We start from the raw sequence: 19,659 nt of genomic DNA, 5'->3' as shown, positions 1-19,659 counted from the left end.
GTCGGGTTTATTTTTGTCGGAAGGTCGGCTTCCGACGAAATTAAGTGGAATTAACGACGCATTTTCAGTTGCTTAGGTCTACTTCGTGGATTTTTGTCTTTTGTCGGAGGGGCCTTCTCTCGGTGTGTCATCTCTAGGTGATGTGAACGTCACACGGAGAAGGTGGGGTACTCCGACAATAAGATAAATATATATGATTATATATAATATATTGATTTTAAAGGCTTTTTTGGCCTGAATTTCGTCGGAATAGCCTCCGATGAAATTCAGACGAAAATCGACAAAAATCCCTGCGCCCGCCGGTCGCGGACCACAATCCGGCCTCGCATGGCAGATTCGTCATCACCGCCATGGCCGTAGGGGCCGTCGATAGTCACCGCAGGTGCGGTGTTCGCGCAGTTGTTGGGGATGTGAGCCCGGCCGCAAGCGGACGGATTATCTTTCCAAAAGTTGAATTGTCGCTATCGCGATGTATAACGGCGCTCGGGTGCTCGCTGCATGAGGCAGCGACAGGTCAAGCGATGGTCGGGCCGCCACGCGGGGCGCGTGCGACCCATGAACGATAGCCCTCCATTTGACGATCTGCCGAAAGCCCAGCGGCTGGCGGAACGGGCCTTCAACACGCTTCATCAATTCCTGCATGTCGAGGCTGTCAGCGGCATCGTGCTGTTGGTTGCTGCGATTGTGGCACTGGTCTGGGCCAACTCTCCTCTCGCTCAAAGCTATCACGACCTGTGGCATCTGCCTCTCTCGATCGGGCTCGGCAGTTTTGTTTATGCGCAATCCCTGCATTTCTGGGTCAACGACGCGCTGATGACCGTCTTCTTTCTGGTTGTCGGGATGGAGATTCGGCGCGAGATTCATGAAGGGGCGCTGAGCAAACTCAATCAGGCGGTGCTCCCGATCGCCGCAGCGATCGGCGGCGTGATCGCGCCGGCCCTGATTTATGTGGCACTCAATGGCGATCCGACGCGCGTGCATGGCTGGGCCGTGCCCACAGCCACGGATATCGCCTTCGCGGTCGGCGTACTGGCTTTGCTGGGACGTTCTATCCCATCCAATGTGCGGGTGTTCCTACTGGCTCTGGCGATCATTGACGACGTTATCGCGGTTCTGATCATCGCCTTCTTCTATTCCGGCGGACTGGACCTGAACGGCTTCGCGATCGCGGGGAGTGGCATCATCATGGTGATCGCCCTGCAACGGATCGGCGTGGGTTCCGCCTATGTCTATGTGGTCCCGGGCGCGGTTGTCTGGATCGGCTTATTGGTCACCGGAGCCCATCCGACTTTGGCCGGCGTGGTTCTTGGCCTGATGACGCCGGTGGCGTCCATTCCGATGCGCGAGCAGCCGATAGACGTATTGTCCCGCGTTGCCGCAGAACTGCGAGGCCATGACGCGGTATCCGCGAAAGACGCGCGTCGCCTGGCTCACCCCCGGCGGCAGTTACGTTTCGCCAATCGGGAGATGTTACCGCCGGTGGTGCGTGTGCAGACGGCGCTCCACCCCTGGGTCGCCTACGGCATCATGCCGATCTTCGCGCTCGCAAACGCCGGTGTCAGCCTTGATGGGATCGACCTCGGCACCGGTAGCGCGCAACTGGTCATGATCGGCATCGGCGTCGCCCTCGTCGCGGGCAAGCCGCTTGGTATCATCGTCGTCACATGGCTCATGGTGTGGCTGGGGTGGTGCCGGCTGCCACCCGGCGTGACCTGGGGAGGTGTCACCCTGATCGGCCTGCTCGCCGGGATCGGCTTCACCATGTCGATCTTCATCGCGATGCTTGCCTTTGCCGACGAGAACCTGCTGGCCGCAGCAAAGCTCGGCGTGCTGTTAGGCTCTTCGGTAGCCGCAATGCTCGGGCTTGGCTGGGGCGTCGCCTACGTTCAACGTCGGTGAATCCGCAATCTGGCGCAACACCCTCCATTGCGCCGGGAAGCGTCTCAGCGTGCCTCTAAATCGATTTTGAGACGCGTTTGAGCGAACCACTGGCGCAAAGGGGCGAAGCGAAAGCGCGATTGCGATCGTTGGGCGAACAGGAGCGAAGCGCAACAAACGAATGCTCGCACGACAACGCGCATTAAAAGCGATCGAAATCCAGAAGCGGCGCGGATCGAAAGCGATTCAATCGAAAGGCGAACTCGATCGAGACTGATTGAAATTCGCAGGCGTGACGATCGAAGACCGGCCACTCAAAGATCAATCAAATCAATGGTTTAATGACAAAACAGCACAATCTCCGGCCGCCTTTTTAGAATGAAATGAAAATATTCTCTCAAACGCACGATTTAGAGAAGGATTTTCTATTTGTGCGATGCACAAAGGTAAAAAGGTACTGTCTGACGGGGATGGAAGGGAGGGTGACGGGCGACCGCTTACATCTGGTAGATATAAATTCCTAAAGTCAGGTTGTTGTTCTTACGGTTGAGCTTGGTGGCGATGGCCGATGTGCTCAAGGAGGGGGCGAAATGGTCTGTATCATGATCGCCCTCACTCGCATCCTGCGTACAGATTCCTCAACGCAGGTTCATGAAAATGCGCAGTCGCCACCGCCCCTATGATTTTCGCGAAGACGGGCCGCTGTACCGTTTCATCAACCGTCGCCCGGGGTATCGGCGCACGGTTACCATGCCGGAGCGTGGCGTTGGGCCACACGTTCGGTTGGTTTTTGCCGAGATGATGCGCCAGCAGCGAACCTATGATGAGGTTGAGTCGGCCAGTGGATTCAGGCGCGCGAGCCTCAAGGGATGGAGAAACAAGAACGCGCCCGGCCTCGATTCGCTCGAAGCCGTGTTGAACAGCCTTGGATTCCACCTCATCGCCGTGCCTGCTCACGTCGAAATGCTCCCGCCGAGCGTCGCAGCGAAGGCCGCAGAACTCGCAGCACTCGCGAAGATTGAATTGGGTGAGGTGTGGAGCGCCGCCGTACAGATCGCTGCGCTCCAGCTTGCTTCAACTGCAGAAGGCGAGCGCATCCTTGCTGAGCTTGACGCTGAACGCGCGGCCGCAAACGACAACAAGCGCCACTACCGCCGCAAGTCCAAGCCTGCGAACGACAACGCCAAGCAAGCTACGACCGCTGCTTAAGGGGCTACTCAACCGGGCTCTTCACGGTCCGAAAGGTTCGATAGTTTCGCACTCACTTGCTGGGTCCAACGACAGCAAGTTTGTGAACCCACCCGGGCGGCGGCTTCCTCCCTGCCGTCCGGGGACGGTTTGAAAGGATCGGATCATGACTAAGCTTTCTCAGCACCGCGCGGCGAAACGGCTTGGGATCAGCGCGAGCACGCTATCCAGCTACGTCAAGCGCGGCATTGCGCCATCCCACGTTACTCTGCTCGGCGTTCGCTACTTCGATGTCGATTCACTGGACGCCTGGCTCGCTGCCCGGACGGTTTCGGAGAGCGCACAATGACAATCACCGAAGCCGAGCAGAAGAGCCGTGTGGCTGAAGCCGAACGCCGCGTAGCAGACGCCAATCGCCGCGTAACCGCCTGCCGCATCTCCGAACGCCGCGCCGAAGAAGTCGCCAATGCCGAACGACACGCGGCCGAAGCAGAGCAGCGTGCAGCCGAAGCCGAGCGCCGCGCAAACGCATCCGCCCCCGCACGATCGATCGTCGCGCCACCGAAGCCAGCGCAACAAATCACCGCGCCAGCACCAACGCTGGCCCAGCGGCATACTCCAAAGAGAATCCCGGTCATGACTGCAAACCAGAAACTTCTGTTTCAATCGGTCGCGACCACCACGGCCCGGCTTGCCGCCGCGCGGCAATCTCTTGAGGATTCGAGGAATCTCGCTCGTGCCGGATTCGCCAGTGATGTCGTCTTTGCCCTGCATGTCGAGGCCGGAGCGTTCAATGCTTGGCTCAAAGCGAGCGAAGCGTTCCAGGCCTGCCGCGACTAAACGCACACCCCGCACCCACCATCAGCGCGCCCTCGCTGCGCTCACCTGACAGAAAAGAAGACAACCTATGGGCATTAACTTCCTTGAAAAGCTCTTCCCCGCCAAGACCATCATTACGTCGGCCATCATCCGCGCTGAAATCGCCGAACGCGAGTCTGAGATCGGGCGTCTCACTGCGGAGATCGGCCCCAAGCTTGCGGCTATCGCGACGATGACCGACGCGGAGCATGTAAAGGCTGAGGCGGATGTCGCAGCCACCAGGCGCGCCATCGATCGACTCGACGCTCGCATTGCTCACCTGCAGTCAGAACTCCCCGCCGTGCTCGCTGCGGAAGAGGCTGCCGCAAGAGCCACCGCTGACGCCGCGCTTCGCGCTCGTGCCCAAGAATGCCGGAAGGCGAACGAAAAGGAAGCCGCGAAGCTCTTGGCCGCCTACGACGAACACGCCAACGCGATCGGCGATATCATCGCCAAGCTGAAAGCGATCGACGCGGAACGTGCCGAAATCAATGCTTCCTTGAAAAGCAACACGGTCTGCGAGACCGTCGCGAGCTACTCAGACATTCACCGCACCACCCCCGGCACCGAAGCCACCGAGCAGCGCGCGAAGGTGCCGTGTTGGGTCTATCGCTATCCCGGCAGTCCCCGCGACACGGAGGAGACGAAGTATCAGTTTGAAGCACCGCGCGAGGAAGTGCGGCGCGCGACCATTGGCCCGGATGGCAAGCCAGTGCCCGCTGGAAATGAGATTTATCATTACTACGGCCGTGAGCTCATCATTGTCCCGACCTTGGAGAAGCGCGAGATGGTGGTCTCCCGGACGCGACCTCAGCCTCCTCGTTACGAGCATCCGCTGGATGATGTGAGGTTGCCGCCCGGCTTCGCGAAAACCGGCAAGTGGCACTGGCCCCGGTCATGAGCCTCGAACTCACATTGGAGCACCCCGTCGAACTCGACGGGGCTGCTTTGCGTTCGACGCCGTTGCGAACTTCCGCACAGGGCCGGTCAGATGGGCAGCGAAGCCGTCAGCGCCCGTAATTAAGACCGCCGGCTTTCGCTCAAACTTATCTCTGCGGCTGCGTCTGCGTTGCGGTATTCGACGAATGCTTACCATTCCCGGTGTAAACGTTAGAAAGGGTGACCAGCAACACGAGGATTACACCTCCGATAATCCACCCTGTTTTGACGCTACTCATAGTGTTCGTCCTCCAGATAAATAAAATGTCATCCGGACTACCATGCTGCGCTCCATTTAGGAACAACATCACCGGCTGTGACCGCTCGCAACGCGCTCGCTCACGGGTGAGAAAGCGAAGCCCACCGGCGTGGAAGTATCACCAGCGGGATTCGCACAGAGGCAAGGGGGATTGCAAAGGCTTGCCCAAGTTAGTTCATGCGTGGCGCATCGGCCAAAATTGGGCGGTCACATGACGAGCGCAACGGCAACGGACTTTGTCTTGCTGGTCCGTCTCTACTTCACCACCCTGAGACCGCGAAAGCCCGACTGGATTCGCTTGGCCGCGCCGACAGCATCCGCCTTGTCCAAAACGGCCAATATCTGATCTTGAATCGGTCGCGGATTTCGAGGCGTACCGGAATCGAGATCGTCTACAAGCGCTTTCTCGATGTCCAATATCAGCTTGATAGCCAAAATTGCTTTGGCGAGCACATCGGCATTGGTGCAAGGTGATTTTTCGGCAGCAACCTCAATTGAGTTTGCATTTCGATGCCCACCCAGGCTGGTTAAAGCCCCGACCTGAGACACGCTCGCTTCAGCGTCGTTAGCTACGTCGGAAACGATGTGCTCGGCCTCGCGACGGCTTTCGCAGATCAGGAGGTCTTTTTCGGCCCGCACGACATACTGCTTTCCTGTCTTGTGGATCGAATATTGCGGCATCGTGCCGGTCCATTTCTTTTTTCGCCCAGTAGCAAACTCCCACAATCGTAAGTTGTTCCAGCAAAAGCCCACCACAAGGCGAAACTGAGGTAAGGACGGCACTCCGGCCAAGGGGCCGCCGAAAGCTGGCCTGAACCTTTTACCGGGTTTGAGCGACTCATCCTGTGCTGGGGGATTGCAAAGCCCAGTGCGTAAGCCAGCGCCGCCGGCGAGCATATTCCGCCGCGCGGCGTTGTGCTTTTTTTGTGATCTCAAAAGACGAAAACCCACCGGCGCGGAAGTGTCGCCGGCGGGTTTCGCAAGGGGCAAGGGGGATTGCAAAGGCTTGCCCAAGTTAGTTCATGCGTGGCGCATCGGGCCAAAATTGGGCGGTCACATGATGGGTTCTGTACAGCGATACCGTCTGAGGCCGGTAGAATCTGCGGTCCTTATTTTCAGGCGTAACTCAAGTGTTTCCTTCCTTGCACATTTTCGCTAAATCCAAGCTGCTTTTTTCCAGTAGCGTAGCACCTTTATTTGAGCCTTCGTCGCGAACGGATGCGGCGCTCGCTTTGATCTGGACAGAACGTTCAGTGAAATCACAATTTAAGGTGTCTTTTGCATGATCCACACATTGTATCGCCGAGACGCACCAAGTCTGATCTTCCCGCCAGGAGGTCCCAGTAAACCCAAGGAAAGACGTTGTTCGAAAGCGCTAACACTCCGGTTAAAGAAGAGGCCGGGATGGGGGTGGTTTTTGATCGCCATGATCGCTGTGGTCGCCACCGATGGCCTGCTCGCGGCAGGGGCTTGGTACGCCGTCGGTTACATCGTCAAATGATGGGTCGAAAGCGCTGGGTCTAGGACTTGCCTGAACAAGGAGGTAGGCGGCCTGGCTCAGGACCAGACACGCAGCTATAGTGACAATTCCACTTCCGGCTCCAAAACCGTACATGCGGAGAACGGCGGCGGAAACGAGAGCAATCAGCAATGCGATGGGCACCAGAACCAGGACTTTAAAGCGCAAGCCCGCAACTGCTCCAATCAACGCGCTAGCAACTAGCAAAACAAGGGCTATATCCATGCTGGTGCCATTGTGATCATTGACTTAAGGGCTAATTATAGGCTCCGAGTTCATTAACGTTTGGTGCTATTTTAGCGGCTGACAATTGCCTGCTAATATAGTCCGCGAGCCGCCGGCGTATTACGGCGCGGGAGAGACGGCGGAGCAAGTACGCAAATCCGTACCTTGACCTATCGAATCAGATTCTGTCTGAGCGCAATCGCGACGGTCTGAGCGCGGTTTGTGGCGTTCAGCTTGGCACGAAGCTGACGTGCTATCTTGTCGACAAGATGCTCTGAAACCTTCAGAATAACACCGATCTCCCAATCGCTTTTTCCTTCCGCCATCCACTGCAGGATATCCATTTCTCGCGGAGTCAGTCGCACTGGCGCTGGGTGATATCTTTGCGCCAAGGCTTGCGCAAAGTGTCGTCTAGCGTTCGTCCCGACCTCGCTTTTCCGCTGTTCCCCCGTCATCGCGGAAATTGGCGCGCGGGTTCTGTACCGTGGAATCAATGGCATTGATTGGAAGGTTGTTTCAGCAAGTTCCTACCCTCAATCATGGTGAGCCCGTGCGGATGGCATGCTATCGATGCAGGAGCTTACCGAAGCGCGATTTAAGGAAGGCTTGTTAGGATACCGCCAAGTTGAGCATCCGCCCCTTGAGCGATCTTGAGGTCGAGCAACGGGGAGTGATCCCCTCCCATACCTCAACGCTTAGGAGGCCGGCATCCCGCAGCCACAGCTTCTTCCGGCGTACAAAACCAGCGCCGATCCGGCTTATTCATCTTCATTTTCGCATACCAACGGTCACCGGCCAGATGGTAGATGCACTCACCACGACTGACGCCGGCCTTGATAGTGCATCTGGGGTCCGGCGCTTCCTGAGACGATACAGCACCGAGCAGGATGGTTTGGGCGTTCGCCGGCACGGCGATGGCACCTAGAACCAGCGTTTGTTTGTTGCGCGATCGCCAATCCCACGGGGCTATAAACGCACCCGCCCAAAGCCCGGCTTTCGAGGCACGTGCCGCCGCATCGTCTGCGATGTAGCGGTCAGAATATTTGACGAAGGCGAGCGCCCATCCGGATCGGACCATCCACTGACTAACGTCCTTGCTAGCAACCGCGCATGACGCAAGGGATCGCCCATAGCGATCCTCGCCAGTGACGCTGCAAGCCCATGGCCGGTTACTCGAAAACACCGCGAGCGCATCGCGAGAAGCGATACCGCACGCCCATTTTTGACCGGTACCGTCGATGCAGAGTTGATCCGTTTCCGGTGCGTCGATGCCAAAGAGCCGGATTTTTGTTGAGGCGATCTCTACGGTATCGCCATCAACGATGCGCGGAATGCCGTTGATCTCGGACGCCACCGCCGGCGCAACGAATGCGACGGCACAAAGGACGTGCAGGAAACTTCTCATCGCTTCAGCAGATGCGGAATTTGCCGCCAGTATGTCGGTTGGTTCGCCAGCACGATCCTTTATGATGGTGCGATTTGTGCTTGTAGCTGTGGCTGTCCGAATGGTGGCCGTTACGATAACGCGCCTGGGCGTCGCTCTGTCCGCCAAACATGAAAAGCCCGACTATCGCAAGGCCGAAAAGAACCTTCATCATTTGTTTTGCCCCCTGTTTCCTCACGGCTCTTCATCGTTTAGCCGACCGCGCTTTGCAAGCCCCCCTCCCATTCCTGCCGCCCGGAGGGCGGCGGATCGGGGGCGCGCATGCCGCGTTATTGTCAGTGCCGCACGTCGGTGCAACAGGCGCGCGGTTGAGGGTGATTGGTAGACGCGCTGGCTTCAGGTGCCAGTGGCTGTTTGAGCGACGAGGACCGCGAAATGAGCGATCACGGCACACGCTCCCATACCTACTCGAAGGCGACGCCAATCCGGTTCTGCTTGATCCAAAGGACTCGGCAGTTGAGCACGACGCGACCATGCTCGGTCACAAGCTGAAACCGATCGGGGACGCCGCCCGGATTCTGAACATCGATAGCAGCCCCATGAGCAGAGATATTTATGATGCTACAGCCGATGCTCATCCGACCGCTATGAATTTGCGCGGGATGCTGAACTGCTGTCCTCTTCCGTTCCTCAAACATTATGAGTCCGTGCGGATGCATGTCATCGACCCAGGAGCTTACCGAAGCGCGCTTTAAGGAAGGCTTGTTAGGATACCGCCAAGTTGAGCATCCGCCCTTCGCACGATTGGACGGCTGACCGGATTGCGGCTCTACATCCGGACTAAATTCGCTTCAGGCGTATCGATCTCCCAAAGGAACCTTCGCCAAGGATTTGGATTGGTTCGCTCGGGGTGCGTATGTCAAAAGAAGGTAGTCATGGCTGAGCCGGTAGTCCGGAAGGGAATGCCTCCGGTCAGACTGGACCGTGATGAATTTGAGCGGCGTTATCGCGGTCGCTTCAGAGACCCGGCGTTCTCGTCCCTCGGCCGCGAACTTGATGCGATCATATCAGCGGCATGGGACGCCTACAGCCATTCGCGTAAGGCACCGGTGACCCGCAAGGCCGGCCCCGGCTTTGCCGATCCGGATTATGACATCGCCGTAGATTGGTTTAATGCGCGCGACGCAATTCATCAGGCCCAGCAACGTCATGACGATGGAGATCTGAACCTACGCATTCTTCTGATTAACGGATCGTCACGCAGCGAACATACCTGCCCGGGCGAAATGTCCAAGAGCTGGCGAATGCTGGAGATCGCAGAACCCTGCTTCAGAGAGATGGGATTCGACGTTGAGGTGCTTGACCTGTCGCGCCTGACGTCGGAATTTGGAAAACAGATTCATCCGTGCAAATCCTGCGTGTCGACTTCGATGGCGCTCTGCCACTGGCCGTGCAGTTGTTACCCCAACTATTCGCTTGGTCAGACCGATGACTGGATGAACGATATTTATCCGCTCTGGGTTGCTGCCCATGGCATCCTGATCATCACGCCGGTCAACTGGTATCAGGCACCGACAGCATTGAAGGCGATGATCGACCGGTTAGTCTGCGCCGATGGAGGCAATCCCGATCCGTCCTCAACCCACGGGAAGACGGTGAGCGAAGCGAAAGAGCTCGAACTGAACGGCTGGCCCTATCCGCGCCACCTTGCTGGACGGCATTTTGGGTTGATCGTGCATGGCGACAGTGCTGGGGCGGAAACGCTTCGCCGGTCGCTCTCGGACTGGTTGTCGGACATGAAGCTAATATCCGCCGGCAACACGGCCGAGTGCGATGGTTACGTCGGCTACATGAAACCCTACGCGACGTCTCATGAGGACCTGGACAGTGACACAGCTTTTCAGGAAGAGGTGCGCAATGCGGCTCGCGCCCTTGGCGCTGCCGTTAAACTCGCGCGCGCCGGTCGTCTCGATAATCCTGCGGAAGGGCTAACCGACCCTGCTCCCAAATAGCGCCGCGTTGCTCTCTACGATCAATTTCAAACCGCCGTTGCACCGCCAACTGCAGCCGACCGACTTTTGGGCTGCTGAGCTGCACCTTCACCACCTTTGCGCCCCCTTGTTCCTGCCGCCAGGAGGGTAGCGAATCGAAGGGCGAGGCGAGGTCGTCCAGCAGATTGATTCCAGTTTTGCTGCGGCAGACGGAAGCCGACCAGCATGGATTCTAAACCATTCTAATAACTGGATTCACTGTCGCCAGCCTGAGTCTAATCTACGAGCACCCTGACACTGTCGGAACTTTCACTTTGATCTTTAGTGGCAACGCGGAAGGCGATATTGAAAATCCATACTGACGCAACGGACAGCACCCCACCGATGTAAGCGGCGTTGTGCATATATCCAGCGCAAAGGAAGCGTCGCAGGTCAGTAACATTCTGTGGAATGAACCAACCGCTATAGGCTGCAATGTTGATATCCCGCGTTTGCTCCCAGCCATATCCCAGGCCAACGAGCACCGTCACTAATGTCGTCACCACTGCGACGCAGAGCGACAACATATGTGATCGCCACATGAGCGCTGGCCGTCGATGGATCATTCCTGCGAGTCCGCACAGAACTCCGAGCGGGAGACCCATCCACCAGCTTGCCAAGAATCCGACGGTGAAAACGCGGGCACGCTCCGGAATATCCGGATTGAGCAGGTGAAACTGCAGAAACTTGAATTTCGTAAAGTATTCCGAAGACACCGAATAACTAATCTGGTCGTGCAGTGCACCGAACATGCCGGAAGTGAGCATCGCGGCCGGAACGAACAACAAAAATAAGACCAACCGTTTCATCGCTCATTGCTCGTCACGTCCCACTCACCTTTCCTATAGATCGCTCGGAACTTCGCCAAACGATCTCAACACGACCGCGTCCGAAAATTCACCGCTGCCCGGATCGCCTGTACGGCTGAATGCCACCGCACCGATATGTCCCTCAGTTCGCGCCATCCGCTCTGCGCTTCGTATTGCTGCGTTCGCGCTGGTGCATTCGATGGCCTCCCGAGGTTCAGGTCCATCGTCGCCAGCACCAAACGGGAGCGCGACAAAATAGGTCACATCGGCCATGACGCGGTCACCTGAAATGTCCGGCCACAATGCAGGCAAACACGATCGCTAGTGCCGCAACCCAACCGGCCCGTTGAATAATCCTCCGATCACGCCACGACAATCGCTTGAAGTCGCGCTCGTTCGTCAGTTCATAGTTTTCTTGCGAGCGCCAACCCATCAGCGTTATCCTGAATAGTGTTGAATCTTCCGTGACTCACGCCGCGTCGATAGCCGTGCGAGACCTGCTTTTCCAGAAACGCATTCGCCACGATCAGCACACGGATCGTTGTCCTAAGATCGCCGTGGCAGGCGGCGATGGCTTGCGAGGCCGCGACCTCTAAGCTCTCGGCCTCCGATTGAGCGTTCGGGCGTGGATATGTTGCATGTCGCGATTCCGTCTTGACCGTGGAGACATTGTTCTCATTATGTTCTCACGGAGTCAAGATAGCCCAACAACGCAAAAACGACCCTGGTTTGGTATTGCGATCGAATCTAGCATAAAGAACAGCGCCGATCGGGTCGCCGCCGACGATAGCGGGCAAGAAACAGAATGACGATCGATGAGAATAGAATCGACGATCCTCCATTCGATCTTGATGCAACGGAAGCTCTGCGAGTCTCTTTTCGTCCCGTCAGGATCACCACGCTTTTGTAGGGGAGTCGGCACCGGCACGCGGTCAGTTTTTCTATGACGGCCGCAACAGCATGGCCCGCTTTATGGCCGTCGCTATTTCAGATACTCACGACGATACATTTCTCGATCGCTTCAAGGCTCTCGGTTGGTACCTGGACGACCTTGTGCTTTATCCGATCAATCGCATGACGCGGGCAAGGCGAAAGGCGGCATGGATCGCCTCAGCACCAAGCTTGACCAAGCGCATTGCCGAATATCGGCCGCAGGCGATCGTATCGCTTCTCAAAGGCATGAAAACGGTCGTCGAAGACGCTGCCAACGCGAGCGGTTGCCGAGCGCCGGTCTACAGCGTTGCGCTTCCCGGCATGGGGCACCAAGCACGCTCTAGTGCCGAGATGGCGGCTTTGTTCCCCCTGCTTCCCAGAGCCTAGAAAACACGTTGAGCAATGCAGGATCGGGCGCGCGCAGACTTGGTGCCGTCACGGGCTCGCGGGGCAGATGGATGGGATAGGCCGAAGGGCTTGCCGTAACTTTGCGAGCCGGTTGATATGGATCGGTTTTGGAAGGCGATCATTAGGACGATAGATATGAAAGGTGAACCCAAGGCGATCAAAGCCAAGCTCGGACAAATGTTACGATCGCCTATGATCGCGTTTCCGAGCGCGCGTCAACGGATCAATGCACCGAACGACCATGGTGTTTACATCATCTATAACCCTAAGGGACGGGTTGCGCATGTCGGTAGAACAGTTCGAGGTAAGAATGGACTGCGCCAGCGGCTCAACAATCATCTGCAAGGGGCATCGTCTTTTGTCATCCACGCCCTTAAGGGTAAAGGCGTGAAGTTGAGAGCGGGCTATAATTTCGCTACATCAAAGTTGAAAATGATCGACTGCGGGCTTTGCTTGAGGCGTACGCAATCGGCCAACTCTGCCCGGATCACCTTGGACATGGTGGAATTGGATAGGACGATTCATGCCGCGCTATACTCCGCTTTTTCTCTTGCTCGCCATAACGGCGTCTTCCGCTCAAGAGCCGAAGGCCATCAAGACCGTCAAGGTCACGCAATCGCTCAACGATACCGCGCTCTACGAAGTGAAAGACGATGGCACCGTTCTAATCGATTGGGCCGAAGTCGAAGCGTTCGCAGCGAGCAAGCAGAACCCCATTCTTACGCCCCAGGCGCAAGTCATGCTAGCAATCCGCAACGGCAAGTGGAAAGCCATGGATCATGCGAAGTGACCTCAGGACTTAAGTGGCTTTGATAGCAGCGCTTGTCACGCTGTTTTCGCCGCCTGCACTCGCCTTGCTCGTTCACGCTCTAACTCTATTCCGTTCTCAAAGAACGAATCAGCGTCGCTAAATTTAGCCTGACGCGATTCCTAACGGTCAGTGAAGAAGCCACACCACCATCATTCGCCGCACTCGCAGAAGCGATCGTTGACCAGGCATCCAACTTCACCGAACATAGCGACTGGACTTCCGTTGACTAAACGTGCGGCGACGATCGACCTCCCCCGCTCCATTTTTTCAAGTTCCTTTTTCAAGTCAGCACGTGCGAGGCATTCGTCGTTGCCTTGCGCAAAACGCGCGATCTGCTAAAATCTAGTGTTCTATGATTGAAGGATCGAAGATTTGCCAAAGAAAAAAATAGCTGTTCGCCGCGAGTGGACGAAAGACGACGTTCGCACTCTCAAGGCGCTCGCGAAGCAAAAGGCTGGCGTCGCCAAGATTGCAAAAACGTTGAAGCGAACACCGGGTGCAACGGCAGCCAAGGCGCATACCATTGGTGTGTCGCTAAGCACTCAATAGTGTACACGCACCATGATGGGCTGCTCCGCTCCGATGGAAAAAAGGCTCAGCGATGGTACGCTTGTGTCTTGTCGCCCTCGCGCTCGTATTGGCACGCCCCTCCCATGCCGAAACAATCACCGGACAAGCATCCGTTATTGACGGCGACACGCTCGAAATTCACGGGCACCGCGTTCGCCTGTCGGGGATAGATGCTCCCGAGTCCGATCAACTCTGCCGTGGCGAAGATAGCCTGCAATACCGCTGCGGTGTGAAGGCTGCGAACGAGCTAGCTCGCTTCATTGCTGGTAGGCCGGTGAGTTGCAAGGGCTTGGAGGTTGACCGCTACAAGCGCATCGTCGCTGTCTGCTTTGTCGGCGGACAAGACATTGGAGAGTGGATTGTACGATCGGGGTTGGCGCTTGATTGGCCTCGATACTCAAAAGGAAAGTGTGCTGGCGCTCAGAAAAAGCCGTGCGCGCGGGTCGTGGTGTTTGGTCAGGTTAAATGAGTCGGACTCGCGGATTAGGAGGACGCCCACCCTAGTCACCTCCACCTGGACGAATGAACGTGCGCCCGATCAATTCTCCTTCAACATCGTAGTGAAGACCAATGATGTCTGTTTCGGCCTCGAAATCTGGCATCGAAGGAAAGCGAAGGCATGTCTGTAAGCCGTACTGGAAGACCTAGCTTGACGACGTTTCGCCGGTCGCATTGCTCTTTTGCCGCTCTTCTTCCTCCAGCCAAGCGTAGAACTCTTCGGCCTCGGGATCGTATTGCAGCTCAGGATAATCTGGAATCTCGGGATCAATCGCCTGAGCACCGTTGGCATAGTAATCCTCCAATGTGAGAAAACCCTTGCCGATTTCGTTCAGTTCAACTTGGACTTCGTGTCCCTCGACCTCATCCCACCCCATGCACTGCGGAGGATCTTCAATATAATTATATGACAACCAAGGCCAGACGTTTGCAAAATACTCTCCGATGCTGTGTGTCGGCCACCATGCACCGATAACATGGTTCGGATTGCCATCCTTGTCAGGATTGTTGAAGTAGACGCTACAATCCCTGAAGCCCAGGCTTTTGTTCACCCATTCGTCGATGGAAAACCGAATATGCTTTTGTGCTGCGAACTCACGGATAAGAGGTAAGTCAAAAGTAAGTCTTAGCCTACGGAACGCGGTGATATCCGACACACCTTTTTCCAATCCTTCTCGCGCATCAGCGTTCAAGACCTGATTAGTCGGGATTTCGATGGACCACCGATCATTCTTTCCGCACTTGATCAGCTCTTCATCAACCCGCTGCCAGAGCGTTAGGCCAGAATCTGGATCATGAAGGATGATGGCGACGGGCAGCGAATGATTTCGCCAATACCGGAGATGACGCCCCTCGCCATAGAAAACGAAATTGTCGCCTCGTTTTCGAAAGAAGGATTTGCCGCTCTTAATTTGGAGCGCGAGGAGCCGGCCGATTGGTTCATCGCGATTGGTCACTTCCACATGAGCATCAATACCCCAGTCGGCGATAGTCTGCTCCCTGAAGATCCATTTCAGCTCCCGGATAAAAATGCCCTCTACGGCGTTTACGCCGTCCCTATCCACCTGCTTCATCAAACCTACCACATTAATAATGGACCATGATGGCAGCCTTGTCGTTCCTGTACGCTATTCTTGCATAACCAGGGGCTTACTCACTACACTGGATTTCGCAACTCCCGGCTTCGTGTCCCGGCAAGGCATGTACGACGAACCCGAAAACCTCAGGTGAGCTCAGGAAAGAAAATAACAAACTCTATGTCAGAGGTCCCGATGCACGCCGAACGCCCTTTAAGCGATCTAATCCCTGATTCATAAGTTACGCCCTAGCCAACGTGCCGTGCTAACCGTCTGTTGGGCCGGCCCATCTCCGCCCGCTCCGGCAACCTCCGACGCTGTCGCTTCCGTTTCACCCGCCGACGGCACGAAAAACGCTTGTTCGCAAAGGTCCCGGCAAATCACAGCCCATTCGCATTCCTCCGTCAGCATGCTCCAGCAGAGGCCGCTTATGTTGGCGCGGCGAATCAATTCATCAAATATGATGGCGGCAGAGTATGAGGGAGAGTCTGAATAAACACAGCATAATTTGAACTATTGGGCTTTTCATGCTCCGCAAGAGTAACTCGGCCAAGCAGGTGGCATTCAGGAAACGACGATGACTAATAGCAGCCTTTCGCAGCTTTCAGAGACAGCAAATATCACGATGTCCAACAACCCTGTTGCGATAGGCGATCAACTACGCGATCACGTAATCAATCTGCTCGAGGCGCGCGGAGTAAGGGTAGAGCGGGAAATCCGGATAGGCATTAAGCGCGTGGATGTTCTGGCCACTCTCGAGGATGATCTTGAGCCGAGGCGCATCGCTATCGAGTGCAAGAACTTTGACAGAAACCTCAGTCAACAGGAGGTTGCTGTGGTCTACACAGAATACGAAAGCCTACTAAACACGGGGAGTGTTGATGGAATTTGGCTGATCGCACGGAAAGGCTTTAGTCCAGATGCAAAACATTTAGCGAATGCAAAGATAGGATTTAAGCTTTTCACCATTGATCAGTTTGAAGAGCGGCAGTTTGGCTTTAGCAGGTACGTTAGACAGCTTATTGAAATCTTTCGCGAGCAAGATTTAAACTCTTACTACATACAGCAACGGGTCTCCAACGATGAAGGACTCATTGAAAGAGTGCACAAGTGGATTGAGGATGGTGAGGGAGGCAAACCGCTTGCGATATTGGGCGGATATGGAATGGGAAAGACCTCGTTCTGCAAATACCTTATTTACGAACTAGGTACCGCCTATCTGAACGATGTTACCAAGCGCGTCCCTATCTACGTTCGACTATCAGAAATCGCTAAAGAACAGGAATTGGAGGGACTCCTAGGCAAGATGCTTGCCGCACGGTATCGGCTCTCGGCATACCATTTCCACGACATCATGAAGCTGAACCGGCGGGGAAAATTTGTCTTTATCTTCGACGGCTTCGATGAGATGAAGCATGCACTATCATGGGATTTGTTTAAGTTCAATTTTGGGGAGATAAATCGCGCTGTCGTTGAAAACTCGCGCGTAGTTGTAGCAGGTAGACCCAATGCATTTCTTTCTGACCAAGAGCATAGTTGGGCGCTTCGCGGTACACGCATCTCCGGAGAGCAGACTATTCGCCTTCCAGGAAGTCCTGAGTATATTGAACTGACAATACAGCCGTTTTCAAAAATTGAAGCGCAGCAGTTCTTGAGGAGATATCTCACTCAGCATCTTACGAAGTCCGGCGAGAATATCGACGGAATTAGCAAGGAGTGGGTTGAATCGCGGGTTCGCGAATTTGAATCCATCACACATCAGGATGATTTCAAACGACCTGTCCATTTAAAGATCTTTGCGGATATCGCGACAAACCGAGACGTTGGTCTAAAGGACTTCAGTGTTTATGAGCTTTATGAAATAGCGACCAAGCTTACTATCGATCGTGAGATGCAGAAGACAGAGCGACTACCTATCGACGGTGAGAAGCGTTCGAAGTTTCTCCAGGACGTTGCTTGGTGGTTGTGGGAGAAAGACGGCGGTCGATCCCTCAGTTTTAATCCGCGTGAAGTACCAACCACAATCCTCCGACGCATTATCTCGGCCGAGCACGAATCGTCAGACGACGGGCTACTGAGAGAAATGTTTTCGGGGGCGTTCATTGAGAGAAAGTTTGGTGACAATTTTTATTTCGCGCACCGCTCATTTCTGGAGTTCTTTATAGCGAAGAAATTCGAGAACGCTGAAAAGAGCGGTCTCACGCTTGGGACGATCGACGCAACCATCAACATTGAAATTGTCGACTTTCTTAGATCGGGCGAGCATTTTTCGCGCTTTGTTGAGTTCGCGCTTGATCAAATGCGGCGGTATACGGGTGAACTGAAATTGATGCTTCTTAACGTCATGCACGACTTCATGACATCAACTGGTTATGACAAAGGTCAGCTGATGAACCAGCAGCATATCGACCTATTGTTTAAGTCGTTGCCGCTTTACGACGTCACCAACGAGGCAAGCGTACTCGCAACGCTACGTACTTTGGTTGAAAGCGACTTACCGATGCGCGCATCTGAGGGTGGCATGCACGAGCGCGGGATTAATGCTCTCTACTTTATCGTCGACGCGATAATTTTCAATTTGAACAAGATTGAGTTTCGCGAAGTTACTTTCGACACCATTCGCGAGCTGATGTCACAGGTAAGCTTTGCGCACTTGCGGAAGGTTAAACGTGCTGGTGGGGAACTGCGAAGTGCTGTCAGAAGAGCCAATTTCTCCGAGTTTTTGATTATTAACTGCTGCCGAGCGACAGCTCACAACGGGCCTGATGGAACACCGCAGTTGCTGGTAGATTTTGGCCGCATACTGAACGAAATCTATGAGACGCGCCGTCCCAAGATTGTAGTTGCGAATCGCACATTTCCATTGGACGTCGGGCGTTTCGCCATCGAACTTCCATTCATGGAGTTTAGTATGACGCCAGCAGATTGGTCTCTACTTATTGAGGGGCTGCGCTAGTCGATGAAGGCTTGGGATAGCATAGATCGTTCGGAGATTCTCGACGGGCGGTGCACCGCCAACTGAAATCCAGGCCAGCACGATTCACCTCTAGAGCGGGGCCACGCGCCGAGCCAGAGGACGCATGTCGCACGGCTGATCACATGACCAACAAAGATCTCTCGTCCATCGCAAACGTCCGTCCGTAGCCGCCGCGTCCCCCCAACCTGGGTCCATACACCCTTCGTCGCTCAACCACCGTTGGAACTCTTTGAAGACTTGCCGATTCGTATCGAAACTTTCGCCTCATCACACCTCACCATCATCATGTATAAGCTTGCGAGGTAAGCGTAAAACGCGCTTTCGAAACTGCCGCGTAGAAGCATGAATGCCGATCGGCATCTCATAAATTAGCGGTCGACCCTATCTGATCGGCGATGAGGATGCTTTCAGCTCTCCCGCGCAATCTAAAGGGGCGAGCATGACGCGACTTTTAAGGCGGTCGTACTCGGGACTGGACGAAAGCACGCTGGCTCAGAAAATCTGCTTGGCCATCGCCGCAGGCGCGGTCGTTCGCTCTGATCGTGTTGCTACTCTATTTGTTCGGCAGCGTGGATTGAATGACCGCCCGGGCGGGCGGGAGATACCAATCGTGAGAGGTGCTGCGAACTGCCGCCCAATTGGGAATCAGTGCCGTCAAAGGCTATGAACGAACTGACAGCGTCTAGATCGCTGCTCAGCTAATCTCCACCCTTCGCTAATGCAGCGTAGTGTTCCGACTACCGAGCACCCTCCCCGCACGACTCCGCGCGTATGTTTCGTTGTGTGGTCAGCCACTCCGGCTCCCCGTCCCATCCAAACGCCTAAGTGCGATTCGGATTGGTGTTTTTTGAAGTGAGGTAAAGCGCTCAGATTTATGTCGCTACTGTTACCCCATTCGTTACCCGGCTTCCATTCTTGATGGGTAAACGGGGTTTGAAAATCATCAAATAATCTAATGTTTTCAATTGGTACAGTTGGGTGGGCTCGAACCACCGACCTCCTGTTCCACAGACAGGCGCTCTAACCAACTGAGCTACAACTGCATCATGCTCGCGCGCCCGAAACGCAGCGCGAACGGGGCGGAAACTAGGTGCAACGATCCGCTTTGGCAAGGCCACAACGATCCAATCTGTGACGGCCGGATCTGATCGCAGCGGAACGGCGCTCAAAACAGCAAACCCGGGCGAAGAGGCCCGGGTTCGACAGATCAGGCGTTTTCCGATCTGTGCAGAAAAACGCGTCAGATCAAAATCATAGAGCCGCTTCAGTTTTCCACCACAGGCGGAAAGGCTAGAGC

At 55.4% G+C, this 19,659-nt stretch carries 19 protein-coding genes and 1 tRNA gene; 11 read left to right on the top strand and 9 right to left on the bottom strand.

The genetic code is table 11. From position 1 onward, the window contains the following. Positions 1–555 precede the first annotated feature (555 nt). The 5 genes from nhaA (at position 556) to NWI01_RS12240 (ending at position 4,825) form a co-directional block, all read left to right on the top strand. A complete protein-coding gene (gene nhaA, locus NWI01_RS12260) occupies positions 556–1,899 on the top strand; it encodes a Na+/H+ antiporter NhaA (protein ID WP_141384117.1) in 1,344 nt (447 codons plus the stop codon). Between the two features lie 762 nt (positions 1,900–2,661). After that, on the top strand, positions 2,662–3,087 hold the full coding sequence (locus NWI01_RS18925) for a hypothetical protein (protein WP_181410464.1): 426 nt from the start codon (positions 2,662–2,664) through the stop codon (positions 3,085–3,087). Positions 3,088–3,232: 145 nt separating this feature from the next. Beyond that, complete coding sequence (locus NWI01_RS12250; protein WP_141384116.1) at positions 3,233–3,415, top strand: helix-turn-helix transcriptional regulator; 183 nt, start codon at positions 3,233–3,235, stop codon at positions 3,413–3,415. Beyond that, positions 3,412–3,906: a hypothetical protein gene (locus tag NWI01_RS12245; protein ID WP_141384115.1), complete on the top strand. Its 495-nt coding sequence runs from the start codon at positions 3,412–3,414 to the stop codon at positions 3,904–3,906. Before NWI01_RS12250 ends, NWI01_RS12245 begins: the two co-directional genes overlap by 4 nt. A gap of 67 nt (positions 3,907–3,973) precedes the next feature. Continuing rightward, on the top strand, positions 3,974–4,825 hold the full coding sequence (locus NWI01_RS12240) for a hypothetical protein (protein ID WP_141384114.1): 852 nt from the start codon (positions 3,974–3,976) through the stop codon (positions 4,823–4,825). A 552-nt stretch (positions 4,826–5,377) separates the two neighbouring features. Here NWI01_RS12240 and NWI01_RS12235 read toward each other — a convergent pair. The 5 genes from NWI01_RS12235 to NWI01_RS12210 form a co-directional block, all read right to left on the bottom strand. Continuing rightward, entirely contained in the window at positions 5,378–6,136 is a 759-nt protein-coding gene (locus NWI01_RS12235; protein WP_141384113.1) for a hypothetical protein, read from the bottom strand. 900 nt (positions 6,137–7,036) lie between these two features. After that, positions 7,037–7,321: a response regulator transcription factor gene (locus NWI01_RS20095; RefSeq protein ID WP_283809249.1), complete on the bottom strand. Its 285-nt coding sequence runs from the start codon at positions 7,319–7,321 to the stop codon at positions 7,037–7,039. Between the two features lie 233 nt (positions 7,322–7,554). Next, positions 7,555–8,271 carry a thermonuclease family protein gene (locus tag NWI01_RS12220; RefSeq protein ID WP_141384111.1) on the bottom strand — a complete coding sequence of 239 codons (717 nt, stop codon included), beginning with the start codon at positions 8,269–8,271 and terminating at the stop codon, positions 7,555–7,557. A gap of 4 nt (positions 8,272–8,275) precedes the next feature. Further along, positions 8,276–8,464 (bottom strand): hypothetical protein, encoded by a 189-nt coding sequence (locus NWI01_RS12215; RefSeq protein ID WP_141384110.1) that lies wholly within the window; start codon positions 8,462–8,464, stop codon positions 8,276–8,278. A 250-nt stretch (positions 8,465–8,714) separates the two neighbouring features. Continuing rightward, a complete protein-coding gene (locus NWI01_RS12210; protein ID WP_141384125.1) occupies positions 8,715–8,948 on the bottom strand; it encodes a PilZ domain-containing protein in 234 nt (77 codons plus the stop codon). A 237-nt stretch (positions 8,949–9,185) separates the two neighbouring features. Here NWI01_RS12210 and NWI01_RS12205 point away from each other — a divergent pair, with 237 nt between their 5' ends. Next, entirely contained in the window at positions 9,186–10,262 is a 1,077-nt protein-coding gene (locus NWI01_RS12205; protein WP_141384109.1) for a flavodoxin family protein, read from the top strand. 254 nt (positions 10,263–10,516) lie between these two features. Here the strand turns inward: NWI01_RS12205 and NWI01_RS12200 are convergent, their stop codons facing one another. Beyond that, entirely contained in the window at positions 10,517–11,089 is a 573-nt protein-coding gene (locus NWI01_RS12200) for a hypothetical protein (protein ID WP_141384108.1), read from the bottom strand. A gap of 33 nt (positions 11,090–11,122) precedes the next feature. After that, complete coding sequence (locus NWI01_RS12195) at positions 11,123–11,362, bottom strand: hypothetical protein (protein ID WP_141384107.1); 240 nt, start codon at positions 11,360–11,362, stop codon at positions 11,123–11,125. 687 nt (positions 11,363–12,049) lie between these two features. Between NWI01_RS12195 and NWI01_RS12185 the strand changes: the two genes are divergently transcribed. The 4 genes from NWI01_RS12185 (at position 12,050) to NWI01_RS12175 (ending at position 14,280) form a co-directional block, all read left to right on the top strand. Further along, positions 12,050–12,409, top strand: a complete 360-nt coding sequence (locus tag NWI01_RS12185) for a hypothetical protein (RefSeq protein WP_141384106.1) — start codon at positions 12,050–12,052, stop codon at positions 12,407–12,409. 544 nt (positions 12,410–12,953) lie between these two features. Continuing rightward, positions 12,954–13,220 carry a hypothetical protein gene (locus NWI01_RS12180; protein ID WP_141384105.1) on the top strand — a complete coding sequence of 89 codons (267 nt, stop codon included), beginning with the start codon at positions 12,954–12,956 and terminating at the stop codon, positions 13,218–13,220. A gap of 393 nt (positions 13,221–13,613) precedes the next feature. Beyond that, entirely contained in the window at positions 13,614–13,790 is a 177-nt protein-coding gene (locus NWI01_RS18920; protein ID WP_181410463.1) for a hypothetical protein, read from the top strand. Positions 13,791–13,842: 52 nt separating this feature from the next. Continuing rightward, on the top strand, positions 13,843–14,280 hold the full coding sequence (locus NWI01_RS12175; RefSeq protein WP_244613741.1) for a thermonuclease family protein: 438 nt from the start codon (positions 13,843–13,845) through the stop codon (positions 14,278–14,280). A 175-nt stretch (positions 14,281–14,455) separates the two neighbouring features. On the opposite strand, the gene NWI01_RS12170 is transcribed toward NWI01_RS12175, so the two are convergent. Beyond that, positions 14,456–15,382: a DUF4365 domain-containing protein gene (locus tag NWI01_RS12170; protein ID WP_141384104.1), complete on the bottom strand. Its 927-nt coding sequence runs from the start codon at positions 15,380–15,382 to the stop codon at positions 14,456–14,458. A gap of 580 nt (positions 15,383–15,962) precedes the next feature. Here NWI01_RS12170 and NWI01_RS12165 point away from each other — a divergent pair. After that, entirely contained in the window at positions 15,963–18,341 is a 2,379-nt protein-coding gene (locus NWI01_RS12165) for an NACHT domain-containing protein (protein ID WP_141384103.1), read from the top strand. A 987-nt stretch (positions 18,342–19,328) separates the two neighbouring features. Here the strand turns inward: NWI01_RS12165 and NWI01_RS12160 are convergent. Beyond that, positions 19,329–19,405: transfer RNA gene (locus NWI01_RS12160), tRNA-His, on the bottom strand. Positions 19,406–19,659: the final 254 nt, after the last annotated feature.

It is taken from the genome of Nitrobacter winogradskyi (assembly GCF_006539545.1).
GTDB lineage: Bacteria > Pseudomonadota > Alphaproteobacteria > Rhizobiales > Xanthobacteraceae > Nitrobacter > Nitrobacter winogradskyi_A.
This window is presented reverse-complemented; position numbering and strand designations above follow the sequence as displayed.